This is a genomic window from Parachitinimonas caeni (assembly GCF_030129945.1).
Classification (GTDB): domain Bacteria; phylum Pseudomonadota; class Gammaproteobacteria; order Burkholderiales; family Chitinimonadaceae; genus Parachitinimonas; species Parachitinimonas caeni.
Genome location: NZ_JARRAF010000009.1, coordinates 92,353 through 114,044, shown reverse-complemented (window position 1 = coordinate 114,044; position 21,692 = coordinate 92,353). Strand labels below are relative to the sequence as shown.

General features: G+C 60.6%; 1 protein-coding gene. It reads right to left on the bottom strand.

Features of this window, described 5'->3' with window-relative positions:
- Positions 1 to 27: 27 nt before the first annotated feature.
- The gene (locus PZA18_RS09880) at positions 28 to 21,327 is read right to left on the bottom strand and encodes a DUF6531 domain-containing protein (RefSeq protein WP_284100672.1); all 21,300 of its coding nucleotides are present in this window, start codon (positions 21,325 to 21,327) and stop codon (positions 28 to 30) included.
- Between the last annotated feature and the right edge of the window lie 365 nt (positions 21,328 to 21,692).

Below are 21,692 nucleotides of genomic sequence, written 5' to 3'. Positions count from 1 at the left end.
GGTTGCAGGGCAGACCGCCCATCCGGCTTACCAGCTCATGTCGATCATCCGCAGCAGCGCACGCTGAGCGGCGAGGTCCATGCCGACGTTCATCGCCGATGAACTCTTGGGATCAACGCCGCGCAAAGTCAGCATCACGGCCGCGTTGACTTCGGCATAGCTGTGGACAAACACATTCGACAGTGGCACCTGGCCCGGCACAGGCATCGCTTCGTAACCGAGCTTCACCCGCAATGGATTGAGCTGGTTGTCGGCCATGGTCCTGGGCACGACCTGCTCACGCATGTAGTACAACGAGAGATCGGTCATCGCCTGTGCGGCCCGGCTGTTGCTCATACCTTCGGGTTTCCACGACACCCCTTGCCGGCTGGCCGCCCACTGGGTGGATAGCACACCATCAGACGAAGTACCCGAGGTGCCACTCATCACGTGCAGGCCAAAGTCACGGGCCACCTGCGAGCCCAGATCGCCTTGCAGTGCCATACCATCTGGCGTGAATGAGGAATGTGTGAACTGCCCGGTCGGCGTGTTGCGATTAGCGTTGATCCGGGTGTCCTTACGGAAATTAAGCCGGCTCTCACCAATGGCTGACACCGGTGCCAGCTCGTGCATCACCAGCTGCCCCGACGCTGCCAGCTCAACACCATATTGAGACTGCTCAAAGCTCAGCGGCCCTTGCTCCCCTCGCAACATCATGGCAAAGGCCGAGCGGGCAGCAACGGGTACCTCTACCGCCCCTTTGGCGAAAGGCGAAGCCTTGGAGTTGGCCACTGAGTCTGGGTTCAGAACTTCTTGCGCCAACTGCTCCCGCAAGAGCCCCTCAAACCGCGCAAAGTTGCCCCCTTGATTGGGAATCTCGGACAGATCGCCAACACCAAATTCTTTCAGGATCGGCTTGAGATGCTGGTTCCAGGCAACTTCTTTCTTGGCCTGCCATTCGGCATCTTTCAGCCGGTCCGCCGCAAGCTTCATGGCTTTGGCTTCGCCCGCCAGCGCATCGGGTTCAAACGCGGCGTCTACATGGCGGTTGTAAGCCTCTTCGCTCATCTTGCGGGCCCAATCCGGCCGTAGCAAACCCGACTCCGCAAACACGCCGCGCTGTACCGCAGCCATATGCGAACTGAGCTGGAACTCAGGCGAGGCATGATTTTGCAAGGCTTCGCCGGTCGCTGCGATGATCGCCCGCTCATTGCCGATATTCGCGTAGAAGTCCTTGGCACTCTGGTGCAGGTGTTCCACCGAGTCGTAGCGATTGTTCTGCAGGGTCTCGGTCAGATAGCGCTGCACGATATGCGGGGTATCCGGGGTGATTTCGTATCGCTGGCCCTTGATGAAAGCATTGCTGTAGACCAGATCAGCCGGCACCTGGCCATGCTCGCCAAAGCGGGCAGCGAAGCTAGCCATGTCGATGGGTGGCAGGCTGCCGTTTTCACCGGCAGTGGCGGCGCGCATGACCGGGTCCACCACGACTTCACCCGCCCGCACCGGCGGGCCGGATTCAGCCGGGAACTGGCCATGCTCGCCATAGCGGGCGGCGAAGCCGTCGGCATCGAAATGGCCGATGCTGCCGTTCTCGCCCGCGACGGATGCCCGTTGCAGGGGGCTGGACTCCACCACCGGACGTGCAGGGGCGGCTTTAGGTCCGAATGCAGCGTTGAGCAGCATGCCGCCGGCAAAATTGCCGACCAGCTCTGCCATGCCACCCGAGTCACCCCGGCTCAGGTTGTCATACACGCCATAGGCAAACATTGCTTTACCCAGCGGCCCCCAGGCCTGACCAACCTGCCCGGCCACCTGGAAGGCCAGGTTTTTGACACTCGAATCCTTGGTCAGCGACTTGCCCATCGCGCCAAGGTATTGCGGCTCGGGCGGGGTATAACCGGCCACATTGCGGTGGGTATAGGCGTCGTAGAAGAATCCAATCGACTGTCCCAGGTCAATGGCGTTGTAAACCGGCTCGCGCACTACCGACTCTGCGCCATCCAGAAAGCGGCTGACCAGTGGCATGGAGGGCTCAAGCGGCTTGTCGATGCCGGCCAGACGTTGCGATTCCTTGATACCCGCCATGCGCGCATCCACTTCAGACCAGTCCATACGATCCACCGCGCGAGGATCGCTGGGTCGGCCGGGGTAGAGCTTGTCGAATTCGGCATCGACCTGCTTGATATAGGCCTTCTTCGCCCGGTACTCGGCATCCAGCGCAGCCTTGGCCCCTTTAACATCCAGCGTGGCGAGGGCGGGATCGAGCTGGAAAGACGGCATTTTCAGTGTGGCGCGAATCGCCATGCGGTTTTCATGGTCGGCAACCGCCCATTTGTAGTCCGCAGTAGTCTTGAGGACGGTTCCCGCCGGCAATTCCTTGACGAACTCAGCAGCAAAGGCCGGGTTGCTGAGGTCGTGCTGGCCCTGCGGGGTGGCGTAATACGCTTTCAGCTGGCGCGCCTTCTTGGCGGCGGCCGCTTTTTCCTCGCCCTCGATCTGGGCTGCAGCGGCATCCACCTTGGCCTGATGCTCCGGGGTATCCGGTGACCAGCTGAGCTGGTTGTGGATGATGTTGTTCAGCCCCTGATTGAACCAGGCGTTGAACTGGTCACTACGCCGCTTTTCTTCTTCCAGGCGCCAGTGGGTTTGCAGGAAGCGTGCGGCCTCGTCCGAAGTCAGGCCGGATTCCTGTACCACCGGCTCGTCTTCGAACATGCGACCGCCGCGCAGACCCAGCTGAACCAGCGGATCATCCTTCCACTTCAGATCCTTCAGATGCTCGATTTCACGCCGTTCCTGCTCGACCTGTGCCTGCTGATTGATGATGCGCATGGCCCCAACAGCCGCCGCACCGATCTCCTGCCCCACGCTGTTGGCGATGTAATCCGCCAAGCCCTCGCCACTGCCGGTAATGCCGTACGCTGCGCCGGCAGCCAGCAGCTGCGCGCCGGCATCAATCGCCCCATAGCGAAGGCGATCGCCAATCCCGGCATCATCGGCATGACCCAGGCTGGTAACGGCTGTCAGCGTGCCACCGATTGCGCTGGCCCAGTCCACCGGTGTCAGCTCGCCGTTGCGGGCATAGCTTTCGGCCATGCCGGCCCACGGCGTGACGAAGCGGCTGATATGGTCTGCGGTATCGGTAATGTTCTGTACCAGTTTGATGCCGTCAGCCACGTTCTTGGTTGTCTCGGCGGCATAGGCCCCGGCGCCCAGCGACACCGCCCCCCCAACCGCAGCAGCGGCAATGCCGGTCCAGTTGGTGATCTTGCCGTACTTGACGTGCTGGCTGACCACCTGGCTGCTCACGGTCAGCGCTGCCTGCGCCACCTTGACATAGCCGAAACTCATGGTTGAAAGCTTGCCGGCCTTGCTGAGGGCGCTGGCCGCTTCGCCCAGCCCCGAGGCTGCGCCGCTGATGAAGCCGCCCAGCGCGTCGCCCAGAACATCCCAACCATCGACCTTGTCACGCATGCCGCCGGCAATCTGAATGCCCTGCGTCGCCAGCGAGGCCAATGCGCCGACTGCGGCGCCCGTCACCGCCCCGACACCGACGGTAATGGCTACCCCGGCCGTGGTGGCCGCTGCGGCTGCCGAGGTGACGCCTTCTGCTGCCGCCAATGCGCCAATCAGGGCACCCGAGGCCGCACTCGCAATGCCATAGGTGGCCACGGCCGCAGCAACCGCCACCACAATCACACCAATGATCATGGCGGCCTGGGCACAGGCGCTGGGGTGATCGACCTGCAGGTTCGGCATGCTGCTGCCGACGATCTGGCTTTCGTCGTAGAGGGCATGGCGCTGGGCGTCGATATGCACATTGCGCACATTCTGCGGTATCCGCAGCGCGGTGCCCGCCTTGACCTCCGAGCCCATTTCCATCCCGTTGGCTTCGGCAATGTGGAACCAGAGCGAAGCGTCGCCATACACCGCATTGGCAATCGACATCAGGGTATCGCCCTGCTGGGCGACGTAGGTCATATTGCTCGATAGATCCTGATTGCGCAGCACGCCGGGGTTGAACGAATAAGCACCCGTATCCAGAGTGACCTGAGGCCCCCCTACATCGCCGCCAATGTCTTTGATCTCGCCCACTGGCGTGCCATTGGCGTACAGATATTCAAAGTAAGTGTGCGGGTAGCGCCCATAATCCGGGTTGTAGTTGCGGCCATCGAAATGGTGCATGGCGACAATCTTGTTCTGGTTGTCGTAGGTGTACTCGCGGATTTCGTGGTCGTTCCAGCCGTCAGGGATGCCGTAGTCGGTTTTCTTGCGGTTGTGGTTGACGTCATAGGTCGTCGTGGTTTTGCCTTTGTGGCGAACATCCTTGTCGTCGTAATCCACCTCATCCACGCTGACCGACAACTCCCGGCCCATGCCGTCGGTCTGATAGGTGTATTGGGTGTAGTAGTCGTCACGATCCCCGTCGGTGTCATAGCGGGTGACGCGGTTCGAGGTCATCTGGCCGCCGCTGTCATAGAAGCGCTCTGAATACACCTTGCCCTTGCCCTTCTCACGGGTGGTCTGGGTGGTCAGCTGATCGGCCACGTTGTAGTCCGAATCCACCTTGAGAACGGTATTGCCGCCGGAGTTGGTCGCCTCTTCCGTCCGGGTGACATTGCCGCGCACGTCATAGCGCCACATCTTGTGCTGGCCGGTATCCCCCCAGTAGCTGTCCATGCCACGCGCCCGGTGTACCCGGCCCAGCGCATCCACGCTGGCGCTGTTGTCGGCATAGGTGTAACTCCAGGTGATTGAGCCATACGTGGCGCCACCGCCAATGGCACGGGCATTCGATTCCGTCTCTTCGATCACATTGCCGGCGGCGTCGTACTTGCGGCCATTCGAGATCAGGCGGTTGAGCGCATCGAACTTGTAGGCGTGGTCCATCGTGCGCTTGTCCGGGTTGACCGGACCGGGCGCCTCGGGGTCTGGCGTGGCCTTGGTGTCGTTGTAGACCCGCACGCGGTTGCCATCGGCGTCGTAGTCGATGTTCTCCAGCGTATTGGTCTTGCTATCAATCCAGCGCGTCATCCGCAGATTGTTGTCGTAGCTGTAGAGGATGTCGCGATCATGGTTGCCCACGGCATTCAGCGTTTCGCGGTAAACGCGGTCACTCAGCGTGTACACATAGCTGGTGGTGGTACCGATGGTCTTGTCTTCGATCTTGGTCAAACGACCTTTGACGTCATAACTGCGCCAGATATTGCGCACCGGATCATTCGGATGCTGCCAGGGGGCAATGGTGTAATCGCGGGTACGTTGATTGAGGTTGTTGTACTCGTGGTAGACCTTCTCCCCGGCAAAGTCGGTTTCATCCAGCAGCTGGCCGTAATTGCCATAGCTGAAGTACTCGGTATAGCCCTCGATATTCTTGCGCTGGGTAACGTTGCCGTAGTTGTCGTACTGCGTGGTTTCGGCAACTTCCTTGCTGGTGCCGACATAACGGCGGGTTTCGGTGATGCGGCCCAGGCCGTCGTAGTCGTAAGTGGTGACCTGCTGGTTTTGGGTCAGGGCGTTTCCGCCTTCATTGGTGCCATTTGAAACCGACTTGATTCGATTGCCGCGCCGATCGTAGGCGTACGTTGTTGTATACAGATCAACCAGCGCTGCCTTCTGGTTGGCACCCAGCTCGCTGGCCTTGAGGGCGCGGATATTGAACGGGCCATCGTCGGTCTTGATATAACCCAGTGAATAGCGCTCTTCGTCGTAGACCTGCGCCTCATCATTTGCCAGATGCCAGCCCTGCGCCTGCCGCACCCGCACCAGATGGTCGCGCTGGTCGTATTCATAGCGGGTAGTGAAATCGCCTGCCTTGGCCGTGGCCATGCCGCGACCATCGGTAAAGCTGATCTTGCGGCCGAAAAAGTCGTAGCTATAGCCCTTGGCATTACCGATGGCATCGACTTCCTTGCTGAGGTTGCCCGCATTGTCGTAATGGTTCAGCGAGACATAACCGCGACCCGAGACCGTCGCGGTCACCCGCCCGAACTGGTCCACATAGTTGCGGCGGACATTGCCCTCACCATCGGTCGTCGCCACCAGATTGCCGACGGCATCGTATTGATAAGTCGCGGCCTGGGTTGTCGCCGGCAACTGCTTGCTGATGACGCGGTTGAGCGCGTCATAGCCGTAGCGGGTCGCACCCCGATGATTCTTGCCATCCGGCGCCAGAACCGAGGGATCAAACTCGGTCAGCAGGCGGCCTCGTGCATCCCGTTGATACAGGGTGGTGATGTTGGCGTTGCCATCAAAGCCCTTCAGCGTCATCGACACCGTATTGCCATTGGCGTCGTAGCCATAGGTACGCACCATGCCATCGCGCTCGGTGCTGCGTACCTTGTTGTTGAGCACGTCGTAACTGCTGGTCGTCAGGTACCCGGTGAGGTTGCCGGAGGCGTTGGCCATCCCGGCCCGGCTGCTGGCTACGGTCTGCACCGCGACATTGCGGCTGCCAGCCAGCAAGGCATAGTGGTCGTTGCTGGCGGTGTACAGATCCGCCACCACCCCGGTGTAGATGCCGCCCTTCACACTCAACACACCCTCGTCATTGCTGAGGGTGCCCGTTTCGGAGCCCCTGCAGAACAGCGAATAGCCCGCCGTGGTCGCGGTCGGTGTGGCGGTATCTGCGCGCTGCCACTGCACAATGACCTCGCGTCCCTGCTTGTCGGTGTAGTAGAGCTTGAGCTCATACTGGCCCGCAGCCAGGCCATCGAGAACCGTCTGGTAACCTACCTGGGTACCCTGCTGCATAAAGACCTGTGGCACCACCACATCGCCAGTGAATTCGCTGGCGGCAGCCGGTTTCCAGGCCAGATGCAGCTGACCATTGCCAAGGGCGCTGACCAGCTCATTCCACGACAGCGAGGTACTGACCGTCAGCTTGCGTGCAGCGCCAGAGGCGGCCGAGGCCACCGTAACACTATTGGTATTGCTTAGGTTAAAGCCGTAGAGCACCTGATAGTCGGCGCTATCCCCATTGGCGATGGCATTGCCGACATCCAGCTGTAACCGTCCATCGGCGCTGCGACTGCTGCGGGTCGGCACCCCGTTCACCAGCACCAGCTGTGCCTCGGTCATGCCGCTGTAAGCCAGCTTGACCGGCGGTTGCCAGCTGATGGCCTGATAAGTCACACCGGCCGCCGCGCCGGTCACTTTGTAGGTCAGCGTATCGACCACCACATCCTTGCCATCGTCGACACCGATCAGCACGATTTCCCAGTCACCCGGCGTCAGGGCCGGGCCGCCCAGTGTGGCATTGAAGACGGTTGCATCGGCATTCTTGCTGCCGATCCAGCCATTCTTGGTGACAAATGCGGCGTTGGAACCGGCAGGCCGGTATTGGGCCTTGAAGCTGTCGATCCCTCTGGCGTTGGGGATGCGGGTATTGATGGTGACATTGAAGCCATTGCCCGAGGCATAAGCCCCCACGGTCGAGCTGACCGCCAGCCGGTCTTCTTCGCGCACGAACGGCGTTTGCGGCGTGGTGAAGCTGGTGCCGGCAGCGTCTTTCCAGACCAGGTTGTAGTCGAGGGTGCGCGGGTCCTGATCCGCCGCGATGTTCAAGGTGACGCTATAGGTATTGCCACTTTGCAATACGAAGTTGAGCGTCGAACGCGGCGCGTTATCGCGGCCGAATTGCAACTGCGGGGTCTTGGCGTTGGCCTCGAATACGGCAGTGAAGACAAAGCTGTTGGGCGCCGTCTGCTGGATCTGCAGCGTATTCAGGTTAGGGGCCGACGTTACCGTCTGTTCTTCGGTCCAGGCCAGATTGCCGGCGGCGTCCTTGGTCACGATCCGGAAGTAGGTCGGCGAGCCGCTGTTGTAGCCCAGTTTGGCCTGCATCGGCGTTGGCCGCCCGCCCAGACCGCTGACATTGGCGGCAGCGGTTTTGCTGTCGTAGCTATCCAGCTCGGAAGCGTGGTTGATGGTGGCAATCGAGTGCGAGGCATACACCACCCAGCTCTGGGTCGTTCCTTCCGCCGCATACCAGGCCACCGACACATCATGCTCATCGCTGCTGGCGCTGATGTCGGTGGCCACCTTGACCGCCATATTGGTCAGGCCGGTATACATGCGGGTGATGTTGCCTGCCGCGTCGTATTCGAACACCGAATCGGTGTGCTTCTCGGCGTCGATGCTCTCGATGGCGCGGCCCATCGCGTCGTAGTTGATCTTGGTCTGAAAGCCGTCTTCGTCCTTGACCAGGGTCCGGCTGCCGTTGGCGTCATAACCATAGCTCTTGCTGAGCAATACCGAATGACCATCAAACGGATCGGTCAGGTACTGATACTCCATCGCCAGCCGGTTCATGGCGTCGTAGCCATAGGTGTGCCACTGGTTCTGGGCAGCGTCGTAGCCGGTATTGCCTTTCACGGCATTGACGAGCGCGGCGCGGTCGGTGTTCACATTCAGCGCAAACCCCACCGGCACGCTGCCGAAGTAACGGAGGCTCTGGGTGACGTTACCGTTGGCGTCGTAGTCATAGGTCGTCAGTACGCGACGGCTATCGACGCTGGCGATCACCCGACGGGCATCGTCGTACAGATAGAACTCACTGGTCGCACCGGCCCCGGTGCCATTGATCTTGTTGACCAGATTGCCCGCCAGATCGTAGACGTAGGCCGTGGTGGGTCTCACCTTGCTGGTTACCGGCAGGGTTTTGGACGGATTCTTGTCGTTACCGACGGCGTAGCCTGCCGGGTTGAAGACATCGATATACGGCTGCTCTTCCTTGATGAGGCGCGAGGCGGCGTCATAAGTGCGGTTGGTGACCAGCACTTCGCCGGCTGGCACCGTTGGCCGTACGGCTGGATCCACCGCCGCAACGTTCGCCAAAGCCTGATTATAGACACGGGTCTCGATCGGATTGCCCTGCTGGTCGTAGTCGGTTTCGGTCAGATAGCCGAGCGCGTCCACCACTGCCACCTTGCGGTGCTTGCTGTCGTAGTAACTGACCGTGCGATTGCCGGCACGATCAAAGCTTTCAACCTCATCGCCATATTCATCGTAGTTGCGCAGTTCGGTCAGATACTTCATGGCGGCAGAAGGCGCCACGGCGTCGGGCTGATCCACATTGATCAGCGAAGTGACAGCGACAATCGGCAATGCTGTTTTCACCAGACGGCCGGCACCATCGTAACTGTAGGTGGTCACCCGGCTCGCCCCGGCCGGTGCCATCGGGCGAATGCCGGGGTTGTGCGGCACCGCCAGCCGCGTCATGTATTCGGTCTTCCGGGTGATATTGCCGGTAGCGTCGTAGCTGTATTCGGTCAACACATTGTCGGCGTTGTACTGCGCCACCAGGCGGCCATTGCCATCGTAGTAGCTGGTGGTTTTGAAGCCACGCGGATCGGTGACCTGGGTCACGCGGCCGGCAGCGTCGTACTCGGTGGTCACCACCGGCTGCTGGCTGTAAGCCCCCGTCGCAATCGTGAACAGCGGCAGATTGGGCCGGGTTTCAGTCAAGACACGGTTGTTCTTGTCGTAAGTCCAGCTCGTCACAAACCCGCGCTTGTCCGTAACGCTGGTCTGATTGCCCACTGCGTCGTAAGTCGTGTGGACATTGGCCGCCATCGCATCGAATTCATCGACACGGCGGCCATTCAGGTCGTAGCGATAAATGGACGAGGCGCTCAAAGGCTCGGCCGGCGTGTCATCGCCCTTGGCCGGGGTACCGTTCATGACGATTTCGGCCAGCAGATTGCCGGCAAGATCGTAGGTCTTGCGGCTATCGCCCAGCAGCGTGCGCTCGGTCGGCTCGGTTGGCACGGTGATCAGGCCAAACGAGGTCATCTTCATCACATAGCCAATGCCGGCATAGAAGCGCTCGGCGGTGCGCCGGTTGTTGAGGTCATAGCCGAACTCGGTGATCCGGTAATGGCCGGGCGTTTTCGCATCCATCAGCGTCTGTTTGACCAGATTGCCGACGCCATCGTACTGATAGGCAATGGTGCTGAAGTCAACATCGGTGAACTTGCTGAGACGACCATCGAGGTCGTACTCATAAGTCATCACCCGAGGTTTGGCGGTATTGGCATAGGCCGTTTCACGGATCTTCAGGCCAGCGCCGTTATAGACTGCATTGGTGACCGAACCGTCGGCTTCGGTGCGGGAGACAAGCTGATTGGCAAGGTTGTAGCTCTGGCTGATGATGCGGTCGATGACCACCGACTTGCCATTGATATTGGCAACGCTCGCACCGACAGTCGGCACCTTGTCGTCACTGATCACACTGCCGTAGCGCGACATATAAATGCGCTCTTCGGTGCGATTGCCGGCCGAATCGTACTTATAGGTCGTGAGCTGGCGCTCAGGATCGAGCACCGCAATCAGCTGGTTGAAGGCGTTGTAATAGTAGTGCGCCGTGTCGCCAAGCGGATTGGTCGCGGAAATCCGGTTGCCCATCGCGTCGTAGCGATAGACGGTGCGCTGACCCAGGGCATCGACATCCGCAATCTTGCGGTTGTTAAGGTCGTAAGCCATCGTCACCGTACGCGCCAGCGGCGTGTCGGCCGCAAGGGTACGGCTGACCACATTGCCCAGCAGGTCGTAGCTGTACTCGGTGCGGGTACCGTAGGGGTCTACTTCGGCCAGCAGCTGGCCGGTCTTGCTGTATTCAAAGGTCTTGGTGGCCACCACGGCCGCCACACTCACCCCCGCCTTGTAGGGCCCCAGGCTGCGCACGCCGCCAAAACCGGAAATCGACAGCGGCAGATTCTTCAGCACGGTGCCGGCAATCGGCTCCGGGTTCGGGTAGCTGTCAGTGCCGGTCTGCGCCCGCAGCTGGCTGGCGGTGGAGGCATCGCTGGTGTTGTACAGCGCCTGGGCAATACTGGCCCAGGTGTCGCCGTGCTGGACCACATAGCTGCGATCGCCCGACTGCAACACGCTTTCGCTGATCTTGTTGCCGGCAGCGTCGTAGCTGTAGGTGGTACGGCCACCTACCGGGGTGTCGATCTGCTTGAGGCGGTTGGCCTGATCGTAGCTGTAGCTGGTCACCCGCACACGGGCGCTGGCCTGGTCGGCGTCCGGCTTGGGCAAGTTCATCTGGCCACCCAGACCATTGGCAGCCTCGGTCATCGAGACACGATTGCCGAACTTGTCATAGCCATACTGGGTGATATTGCCTTCGCCATCGACCCGCGACGTCACATGGTTGGTCGCGTCGTAACTGAGGGTCTCGACCAGGCTGAAGGCGCGGTTGGCCTTGTTGTAGTCATAGCCGGCATCGCCCTGCTTGAGCAGATACACGCCGTGATTGATCTTCACCTGATTACCAAAGGCATCGTAATCAATCAGCGTTGAATAGCCTTCACCATCGGTGACGACGGTGCGGCGGTCGAGCAGGTCGTATTGATAGCGCGTGGTGCGCGCATCCTGCCCATTGCCGAGCGAGGTGGTCGTGCTGGTGATATTGCCACGGCGGTCGTAGGTGTAGGCCGTCTTCAGCGAAATGAACGGCGCCTTGCCTGCCGTGCGGGTTACGGTCAGCGGTCGGCCAAGGCCGTCATAGCTGGTGGTCTGCACCGTGCCATTGGCATCGGTCATCTGCGTCTGGTTGCCCAGCACGTCGTACTGATATTGGGTGACACCACCCATCGGGTCGGTCACCTGGGTGATGCGGCCTTCGCCGTCGTAGCTGTAACGGGTCTGCCGGACCTGCATATCGATGCCGTAGCCCAGATATTGCGTGGCGGTCAGCTTGTTGCCCTGGCCATCGTAGCTGTACTCGGTGGCCAGACCATTGGCGTCGGTGGTCTTGACCAGCCGGTTATCGCGGTCGTAGCTGTATTTCGTGCTGCAGGCATCAAACAACCCCTGCAAATAAGTCGGGCCGGCGCTTACTTCGGCGGCGGTCATGCCCACGACCTTGCCATTCACCATCTTCCACAGGCCCAGCGTCTTGCGCATTTCCGTGTAGTAAGGCGAATCGCTGGTGGTCAATGCCTTGTAGTTGGCATTGGTTTCGGTCAACCGGTTGCCTGCGCCATCGTAGGTGTAGCTGACGGTCTCGCCGGCCGGGTTGGTGGCACTCAACAGGCGATTGTTGCGGTCGTAGGTATAACTTTCCAGCCGCTCGTCCGGCGTGCCGAACGCCGACTTGCGCCAGCTCAGGTTGCCGCTGTTGTCGTAGGCCATCAGCGTGAGGACGCCCATGGCGTTCTTTTCCGACATCAGGCGGTTGTCGCGGTCGTACTGGAAGCGGGTGATGCGCACGTCAGTCGTGCCGTATGCCTCATGGCTGGCCAGCAGATTGCCGTTGGCGTCGTACTCGCGATGCGTCACCGTGCCCAGCGCGTCGATGATGTCGCTGACGCGGCCCGCCGCATCAAACTTGAACTGGGTGGTGCGCTGGTCGGCGCTGATCACGCCTTGCCAGCTGCTGGCCTCGGTGATCGCGGTGCGATTGCCCAGTGCATCGTAGCTATAGCTGGTCACGACCTTGCTGCCAGCGTCGATCTGCCGGATCTCGAACAGCAATCGGTTGTTCTGGTCGTAAACATAGTTCTTGACGTGATCCTTGCCGGGGCTCGACTGCGGCACTGGTCGGCTGCCGTTGGCCGGCACCGTCACCTTCTTGTCGTAGATCACCACCGAATAGGCATTGCCATAGGCATCGAACTGGCGTTCCGTCAGCCAGCCTTCGGCCGATACGGTGGCGACTTCGCGGTTGTTCTTGTCGAAATAATGGTAGGTCTTGTTGAACTGGGTCGCGGCCAGATCCAGCGCCACATCGGTTTCGATGGCATTGCCGGCGCTATCGCGCTTGGTAAGCGTCACATAGCCTTCGGCATCGGTCTTTTTGATCAGCTGGTTGCGGGCGTTGTAGACATAGCTGGTGGTCTGGTCTTTCTGCACATTGCTGGCAGGCACCGGCATCTGCTGCAGGTTCACCGGCAAGCTCAGCGCCGTGGCGTAACGGGTCTGGCCGACCAGGTTGCCGGCGGCGTCGTAGCTCTGACGCACGGCATAGCCCTCACCATCCACCGATAGCACCGCCAGATTGCGCTTGTCGTAATACACGGTCGTGCTGTTGCCACGGCCGTCGATGGTCTGCACCTTGTTACCGGCAGCATCGTAGACGTATTGCACCGAAACGTTGTTCGGGTTGGTTTCTTTGATCAGCCGGTTATTGGCGTCATACAGATAACTGGTGGTGCCATTGGCAGTAATCCCCACCTTCTGGGCGGCGCTCAGGTTCTTGCAGTCGGCCGGCAGCGACATGGTCTGCCGCATCACCTGATACGCCGGCTCATTGCTGTTGAGCAGCTTGTCGGCATTGGCGTTGAGGCTCGTCAAGCGGTTGCCGACTGCATCATAAGTGAAGCGGCTGACCCCGCCGGCCGGGTCAGTCATGGCCTGCACCCGGTTGTTGGCGTCGAAGCTGTACAAGGTCGTGCGCTGGCCATCACCGGCCTTCGGTACCGGGTTGCTGCCATCCGCCGGGCAGCTGACCGGGCTGTCATAGGCGGTAAAACTCACCAGATTGCCGACCGTATCGTAATGGCGTTCGGTGAGGTAGCCCTCGGGGTCTACCCGGTACAGCTCGCGACCCAACTGGTCGTAGTAATACGAGGTGGTATGCGGCAAGCCGGCCGGGATGGTCGGCAAGGTACCCGCTGGCGTGGCCTGCACCCGCGTGCCATAGGCCAGCTGGCTGCGCAGATTGCCAAAGGCGTCGTAGCGGTTTTCGGTCAGATAGCCCTCGGCGTCAATCTGCATGACGGCGCGATTGTTCTGATCGTAGTAGGTATAGCTCCGGGCAAACTGTGTGCCCGCCAGATCCAGCGCACGGGCGGTTTCGACCACATTGCCGACACCGTCATAGGTATACAGCGTCTGATAGCCTTCGGCATCGACGCTCTTGATGAGCTGACCCAGCTTGTTGTAGCCGAGGGTCACCGTCTGATCGGCAGCGCTGCTGACCGGCACCGGTTTGACGGCCGGATCGACCGGCAGATTCACCGGCACGGCATACAGGGTCTTGCTCAGCACATTGCCAGGGCCATCGTAGACCGTGCGACTGACGTAGCCGTTGGCATCCACCGACAGCACCAGCCGGTTGGAGGCATCGTAATAGCGTGTCGTGCTGTTGTTGCGGGCATCGGTGGTCTGCACCAGATTGCCGTTGGCGTCGTATTTGTAGCGGGTGACGTTGCCGAGCGGATCGGCCGTCTGCACCAGCCGGTTATTGGCGTCGTAGACATTGCTGGTAGTGCAGCGGGCCTGCAGCGTGGCGATTTCCGCTGCCGACAGCATGCTGACCAGCTTGCCGCCCCACTCGGCGTGCCCGCCATTCACATCGTTGACCCAGACCTGCGCCACCATCCCGGCCAGTTCACGCTGCTTGCGCCAGTAGGCATCGTCGCTCTGCGTCAGCGGGCCGGCGTTGGCGTTGGTTACGGTCAGGCAGTTACCTACCGCATCGTAGCTGCGGCGGGTAATACCGCCCGCTGCATCGGTCGTGCTGATCTGGCGGCTGTTGGCGTCATAGGCAAACTGGGTGACGCGCTTATCCTGCCCGCCCTGCCCCAGCCAGCTGGCCCCTTCGACCATTTCGGTGCGATTGCCGACGGCATCGTAGCTATAGCCCGTCACGGCAAACACGCCGTTTTCGATAGTGCGGACTTCAAACAGCAGCTGGTTGTTCAGGTTGTAGACAAAATCGGTGCGCTGGTCGCGGCTGCCAGTAACCGGCTGGGTCGGCAGACTGCCGGCCGGTGGGATCGCCACTTTGTCGGCATAGCGGATCTGCAGGTAGGCATTACCGGCTGCATCGTAGCTGCGTGAGGTCAGATAGCCTTCGGCGTCGATCCGGTAGATTTCCCGGTTGTTCTTGTCGAAGTAGCTGTAAGTCTTCTCAAAGCGGGTGCCAGCCAGGTCCAGCGCCTTGTCGGTCTCGATGACATTACCCGCCCCATCATAGAAATAACGGGTGATATAGCCTTGCGCGTCGGTCCGTTGCACCAGCTGATTGCGCAGGTTGTAGCTGCAGCTGACGGTCTGATCCTGCGCACTGGCAACCGGCACGGGCTGGCTCGCCGGGTCCAGCGGCAGGCTCAGCGCCTTGGCATGGCGGGTCTGGCTGAGCACATTGCCCGACACATCATAAGTAAAGGTCGTGGCGTAGCCCTGGCTATCCACCGTCATTACGGTTCGGCCGCCCTTGTCGTAGTAGCTGGTGCTGACATTGCCTAGCGCGTCGATGGTCTGGGTGCGGTTACCCGCAGCGTCGTACTTGTATTGGGTGACATTGCCCAGCGGATCGGTTGATTTGATCAGCAGGCCATTGCTGTCGTAAACAAAGCTGCTGGTGCAAGCCGCTGTCAGCTTGGCAATGTCGGCGGCGCTCAGATTGGCGCCATTGTTTGAAACCTTGCCCGGCCCGCCGGGGAAGACCGTCACCCCAGCCAATTTTCGCAGGTTCTGGTAGTAGGGCTGATCGCTGTTGATCAGCAGGGTCAGATTGGCGTTGGTCGTGCTGATGCGGTTGCCGCTGGCATCGTAGGCATGGCGGGTGACACCACCCATCGGGTCGGTTTCCGACACCAGGCGGTGATTGGCATCGTAGCCAAAGCTGGTGGTGCGCTTGCCATCACCCACCTTGGGCTTGGGGTCGGTGCCGGCCGCCGGCACACCCACCATCGTGTTGTAGGCGGTCACGCTGACCCGGTTGCCCACGGCATCGTATAGCGTTTCCGTCAGATAGCCTTCCGGATCGAGACGGAAGTGCTCGCGGTTATTGGCGTCGTAATACAGGCGGGTGGTGCGGGTGGTGCCGCCCGGTGGCTGCGGCATGCCGCTGAGAGGGGGCGATACCTTGCCATTGTGGCGGATCAATGCGGTGACGTTGCCGGCGGCATCGTAGCGTTTCTCGCTCAGATAGCCTTCGGCATCGAGGCTGAATACTTCGCGGTTGCTGGCATCGAAATAGCTGCGGCTGATCGCCCACTGGCTGCCGGCCGCATCCAGCGCCGTCTCAACCTTGACGCGATTGCCGACGGCATCGTAAGTCGATTTGCTGACAAACCCCGCCGCATCGCGGCTTTCAATCTGGCGGTTCAGGCTGTCATAGCGGTAGCGGCTGGTCTGATCCTTGGCGTTGCTGACCGGCGTCGGCAGCACATGCGGGTTGACGGGCTGTGCCAGCGGGGTGGCAAACAGGGTCTGGCTCAGCACATTGCCGTTGGCGTCGTAATCCAGCTTCACCAGATAGCCATTGGCATCGGCCTTGAACAGAGCCTGATTCGCGGCGTTGTACCAAACGGTGCTGACATTGCCGCGCTCATCCTTGACCTGGATGCGATTGCCCCGTGCATCGAAGGTGTACTCGGTCACCCCGCCCATCGGGTCGGTGATGCGATCAACCCGATTCTTGGCATCGTAGTGGTATTGGGTGGTGAAGCCGGCCTGCAGCTGCTTTTTCTGGACCTGGCTCAGTTGCGCCGCCAGCAGGCCCTCACCGTCACCCCCCACCATGCCCTGGCGTTTACGCAGATCACGGAAGTAGGCGTTGTCGCTGGTGACCACTGCCCAGCCATTGGCGTCGATGACATCGGTACGGTTACCGTTGGCGTCATAGCTGTACGAGGTATAGCCGCCCTCCGGATCGGTCACGCCGATCAGTCGCTCGGTGGCGTCGTAGCTGTAGGTGGTGGTGCGGTTATTGGCATCGGTAATCGCCACCTTGTTGCCGGCAGCGTTGTACTGGTAGCGCGTGGTATTGCCGCTGGCATCAGTCTGGCTGATCTGCTGGCTGCGGCTGTCGTAGGCAAAGGTGCTGACACGGCCTAGCGGGTCGGTCACGCTCAGGCGGTTGCCATCGGCGTCGTAGCTGTAGGTCGTGACATTCGATTGCGCATCGGTCACCGATACCGTGCGGTTGAGCGCATCGAAACCGTAGCGGGTCTCGTTGCCGTTGGCATCGCGTACCACACTGACGTTGTAGTTGCGGTCGTAAGCCGTGGTTTGGCGCTGGCCAGCGGCATCCACCACCGCCGTCAGATGGTTGCCGGCGTCGTACTCATAGTGCGTGGTATGGCGCGCCCGCAGATCCTGCTTCTGCGCTGCGGTCAGCTGTGCGGCCAGCAAGCCCTGGCCGGTGGCATTGTCGATCAGGCCCAGCTGCTTGCGCAGATCGCGGTAATGCTGCAGATCGCTACTGACCAGCGCTTCGCCATTGGCGTCGGTGATGGCGATGCGGTTGCCGCGCACATCGTAGGCGTAACGCACGGTGCGGTTGGCGGCATCGGTGGTGGTCAGCAGACGGTTGGCCGGATCGTAGCTGAAGCGGCTGATGCCGCCACTGGCGTCGATCAGGGCAATCTGGTTGCCCACGCCATCGAATTCATAGCGCGTCTGCAGGCTGAGCGGGTCGATGACCTTGATATTGCGATTGAGCGCGTCGTAAACGTACTCGGTGGTGTTCTGGCGGGCATCGGTCACAAACCGACGGTTGCCCACCGCGTCATATTGATAGCTGACTTGACGCCCCAAGCCATCGGTCAGCTTGGTCAGACGGTTATTCAGGTCGTAGTCGTAGTGAGTAGTCACCGGGCTGCCGTTGAGGCCACTGGCGTTGCGGGTCTCGTCGCTCAGATTGCCGAAAGCGTCATAGCTGCGGTGGGTAACATAGCCGAGGCTATCGGTGGTGTCGCTCAGACGATTGAGCGCGTCGTAGCTGTAGCGGGTGGTAAACGCGCTTTGCAGGGTCTTTTTCTGTTGGGCCGTCAAGGCCGCAGCGGCCACGCCCTGCCCCATGCCATCGACGATGCCGAGCCGCTTGCGGAAGTCCTTGTAGTACTGCAGATCCGATTTGACGATAGCGTCACCATCGGCCGACATCGCCGCTACCCGGTTGCCGTTGCCGTCGTAGGCTGAAGTACTGCGGCGGGCAAACGCCGTGCCGACGGCTTCGGCAATCGCTGTCAGCCGGTTCAGGCCATCGTATTCGTACTGGGTAACCACGCCCTGATGGTCGGTACTCTGCGTCTTGTTGCCCACCCGATCATAGCCATAGGTGTCGGTGTAGCCGTAGCGGATCGCCGCCTTGTCGGCTGCCGTAAGGTCGGCCACCTGCTTTCCTACCGTCTGGCCATTCACCACCTTGCTGAAGCCCAGCTCCAGCCGTTGCTTGACGTACTGAGCGTCATCGCTGCTGAGCAGGGCATTGCCGACGCCATCGGTTTTGGCAGTGAGCTGGCCGAATTCGTCGTAAACATAGGTTTCGACCTGCGCGCCGGCCGTGCTGTCTACCACCACATCGCCGGTTTTCGCGTCAAGGTGGGCGGTGACGCCGATCTGCACACTGGTGCGATTACCCAGGCTGTCGTAGACGTAGACCGTCTGCACACCATTGGCATCGGTCATCATCGCCGCCCGGCCGGCCTTATCGAAGGCAAAGCTCGTGGTACGGCCGTTTTCGTCGGTACGGGCAACTTCCTGGCCATTCAGGTTGTAGCGGTGCTCCACCGCGTAGCGCATGGGCTGGCCGGTCGCAGGGTCGGTCACTTCCGGCCGCAACTCGGTCATGATCAGACCATCCGACGAGAAGTCGTAGAAGAATTCCGTGGTATGCGCATTGGCGTCGGTGACTGCCACCCGGCGGCCGGCGGCATCGTAAACATACGAACCGCTGACATTGCCCATCGCATCGACTTCCGCCACCAGCTGATTCGCCTCATCGAAGCGGAAGGTCAGACGATGCTGCTGGGCCGGCGCCAGCTGGGCCCCCGCCACCACGCTGACCCGGTTGAGGTTGGCGTCGTAGGTGTACTGGCTGACATTACCGACCGCATCGCGAGCTTCCACCAGCAGATTGTCGCCGTTATAGCGATAGTGGCTGACCTGGTTATTGCGATCAGTCACGGAAATCTGGTTGCCGTTGGCATCGTAGGCATAGTAGGTGTGATAACTCACCGTATTGCCGTTTGCGTCCGCCACAGCCGTGGTTTCGACGTCGAGCAGCCGGTTGTCGGCCGAGTAGCGATAGGTCGTGACGCGGCCTTCGGCATCGGTGCTGCGCGTCATATTGCCGTTGACGTCATAGGTCACGGTGCTGTGGCGGTCAAAGGCACTGCCCGCTGCCGCCGGAATGTGGCTGGATACCAGCCGGTTATTGCGGTCATACACCGAGTAGCTGGTATGGCCCGCTGCATCAGTCACGCTGATGCAGTTGCCGACCGCGTCGTAGCGGTAGCTGGTGACATGGCCCAGCGCGTTGGTCGAGGTCAGCAGGCGGTGTTCGGCGTCGTAACTGAACTGGGTGGTGTTGCCGAGGGCATCGGTGGTGCTCAGGCGGTTGCCATAGGCATCGTAAGTGTGGGAAGTCACCCCACCATCCGCCGCTGTCACACTTTTCAGGGTGCCAAACGCGAAATACTCGTACTGGGTGACCAGTTGCTTGGCCGGATTGTCCGGGTCAGCGGCATCGGTGCTGAGCGTCTTGCTGACGATATTGCCGAAGACATCGTGCTTGTAGCGCGTGGTACGCCCACCGCCATCCACTGTCGCCTGCAGGCGTTCGGTGGCGGTGTCGTAGTGGTAAGTGGTGGTGTAGAGCGCCAGCAGCTGGGCTTTTTCCTGCTGACTGAGCTGGGCCACGGTCTTGCCGGTGGCGACATTTCCGGCCTGATGGATGTAACCCAGCTCCAGCCGCTTTTTAACGTAGAACAACTCATCCGAGCTGATCAGGGCATGGCCCATCGCCGCCGTCTCGCTGGCCAGCTTGTTGAAGGCGGTATAGGTATAGGTGGTGAGATTGCCTTCGGCATCGCGGCGGCTTAGCAGGTTGCCGTGGCCGTCGTAAGTCATGCGCGTGGTAAACCGTTCCTGCAGGGCGGTTACGTCAGCCGGCTGCAGGTCTTTGGCCAGCTTGGCCTTGCCCAGATTGGCCGGTGTGGCACCGGGCGCCCCAGCGGTGTAGACCACCCCCAGCTGCTGGCGCAATGCCTGATAGTAGTTGGCATCACTGGTCACGACGGCATCGCCGTCGGCGCTGGTATAGGCGATCAGGTTTTCCTGGGCGTCGTAGACATAGCGGGCCTCATAGCCCTTGGGCTCGATCACGCCGGTAATCGCGCCGCTGTCGTTAAAACGATAACGGGTCAGGTGACCTTCGCGAATCGCATCGGCCTGCTGCCGGAAGCTCGCGTTATTCGCGTAGAGCGAATCGCTGTAGTCGATATAGAAACCATTGGCCATCCGCCATTGCATGAACTCGTCTTCGTTCGACTTCATGCGCTTCAGGCCCAAGGCGCTCAGCACCTCGGTCGAGCCACCTTGATAATGGCCGTTATCGAGTTTGATCCCGTATTTGAACTCGGTACGCCCCCCTTCGGCATCGGTCAGCGCACTCAGCACCCATTCCGTACCGCCTTCATCACCCAGATCTGCCGCCTGGTACTCGAAGTGGAGAGAACGGGCAACGCTGCCTGCTGCATCCTTGATCAGGGTGACGTCGTTGGCATCGAGGTCCGCCACCAGCTTGGCATCGCCGGCCTGATGACCATTGCCGGCCTTCTGGTACACCACGCCCAGCTGCTTGCGCCAGTCGAGGTAATAGGCGTCATCACTGCTGAACAAGGCCTTGTCCGGCTCGGTCGGCAGGTCGATCTGCACCAGCTTGCCGTGGCTGTCGTCGTAGTGATAGCGCGTGGTGCGGCCGGCGCGGTCGGTGCTGCTGATCAACCGGTGTGCCGCATCGTAGCTGTAGCGGGCCAACTCTTCGCCGTTTTCGTCAGTCAGTGCCGTCAAATCGCCATTGGTGTAGCTGTAGCGGATGACATGAGCGGTATCGTCTTCAACCTCCACCAGTAAATCGCCGTCGTAGTGATACCGGTTGAGATTGCCGAAAGCGTCTTCCGTTGTGACCAGATGGCCGACCGCATCAAAACCCAGGCGCATGCGGTCGCTGGTGATGACGCGATACTGCTTGCTACCGGCGTCGTAACTGAGCGAGGCGTAGCTGCCGGCACCATCGACCGAAATCCAGCTGTCGCTCACCTTGTCGTAACTGAAGAGGAACTCACTGCCATCGGCATTGAACAGCGTGATCCTGCCCTTGTCCTGCAGGCTCAGATCGAGCGACGCGATATTGGCCCAGGGCTTGCCCTGTTTACCCAGCTGGCCAGTGCTGTTGTAGGTGCGGACGAAGGCATAGTCCTCCCCCTGCGAAGGCAACAGAACATCGGTGTGGCGCACCACCAGCCCACCATTGGCAACGTTGACGTAGATCGACTCGTTGTTGCCGACTGCCGACTTGCCGGTCCTGTCCTGGCGGTTGAGCAGGTAGAGCGAGCTGTCGAGTACACCGGCACTGTGGCCACCAATCATCGTTGTCATGTTCTTGTTCCTTGCATGGTAAGGCGGATGGTTATCTGGTCACCGCGAGACAAAAATCAGACCAATGGCCGATTCTGCCCAGCAGGCGCGAGGCGAATGTACCCAGCGCCGCCCCCTGAAGCCATCATGCAAATGCAGGCATACCCGCATCGTCGTTTTTAAACGGCGCGACAACTTGCCCATGACATATTTCCCATGCCCTTTCAATCAATAACGAAAATTTTTTATTTAATATCAAATACTTAATAAGCATTCGGCGCGCAGCAAGGTCGCGACCTGATCAAGCAAGCGGAGGGGTGTGGCGGGAGATCAAAACGGGTGTGAATTTTGCCGGGGTGGTAGCGCAAGGCATGAAAATTATGCCA

Coding starts and splice junctions, on each gene's coding strand:
- PZA18_RS09880 (WP_284100672.1), bottom strand. CDS start 21,327: ATGACAACGATGATTGGTGGCCACAGTGCCGGTGTACTCGACAGCTCG.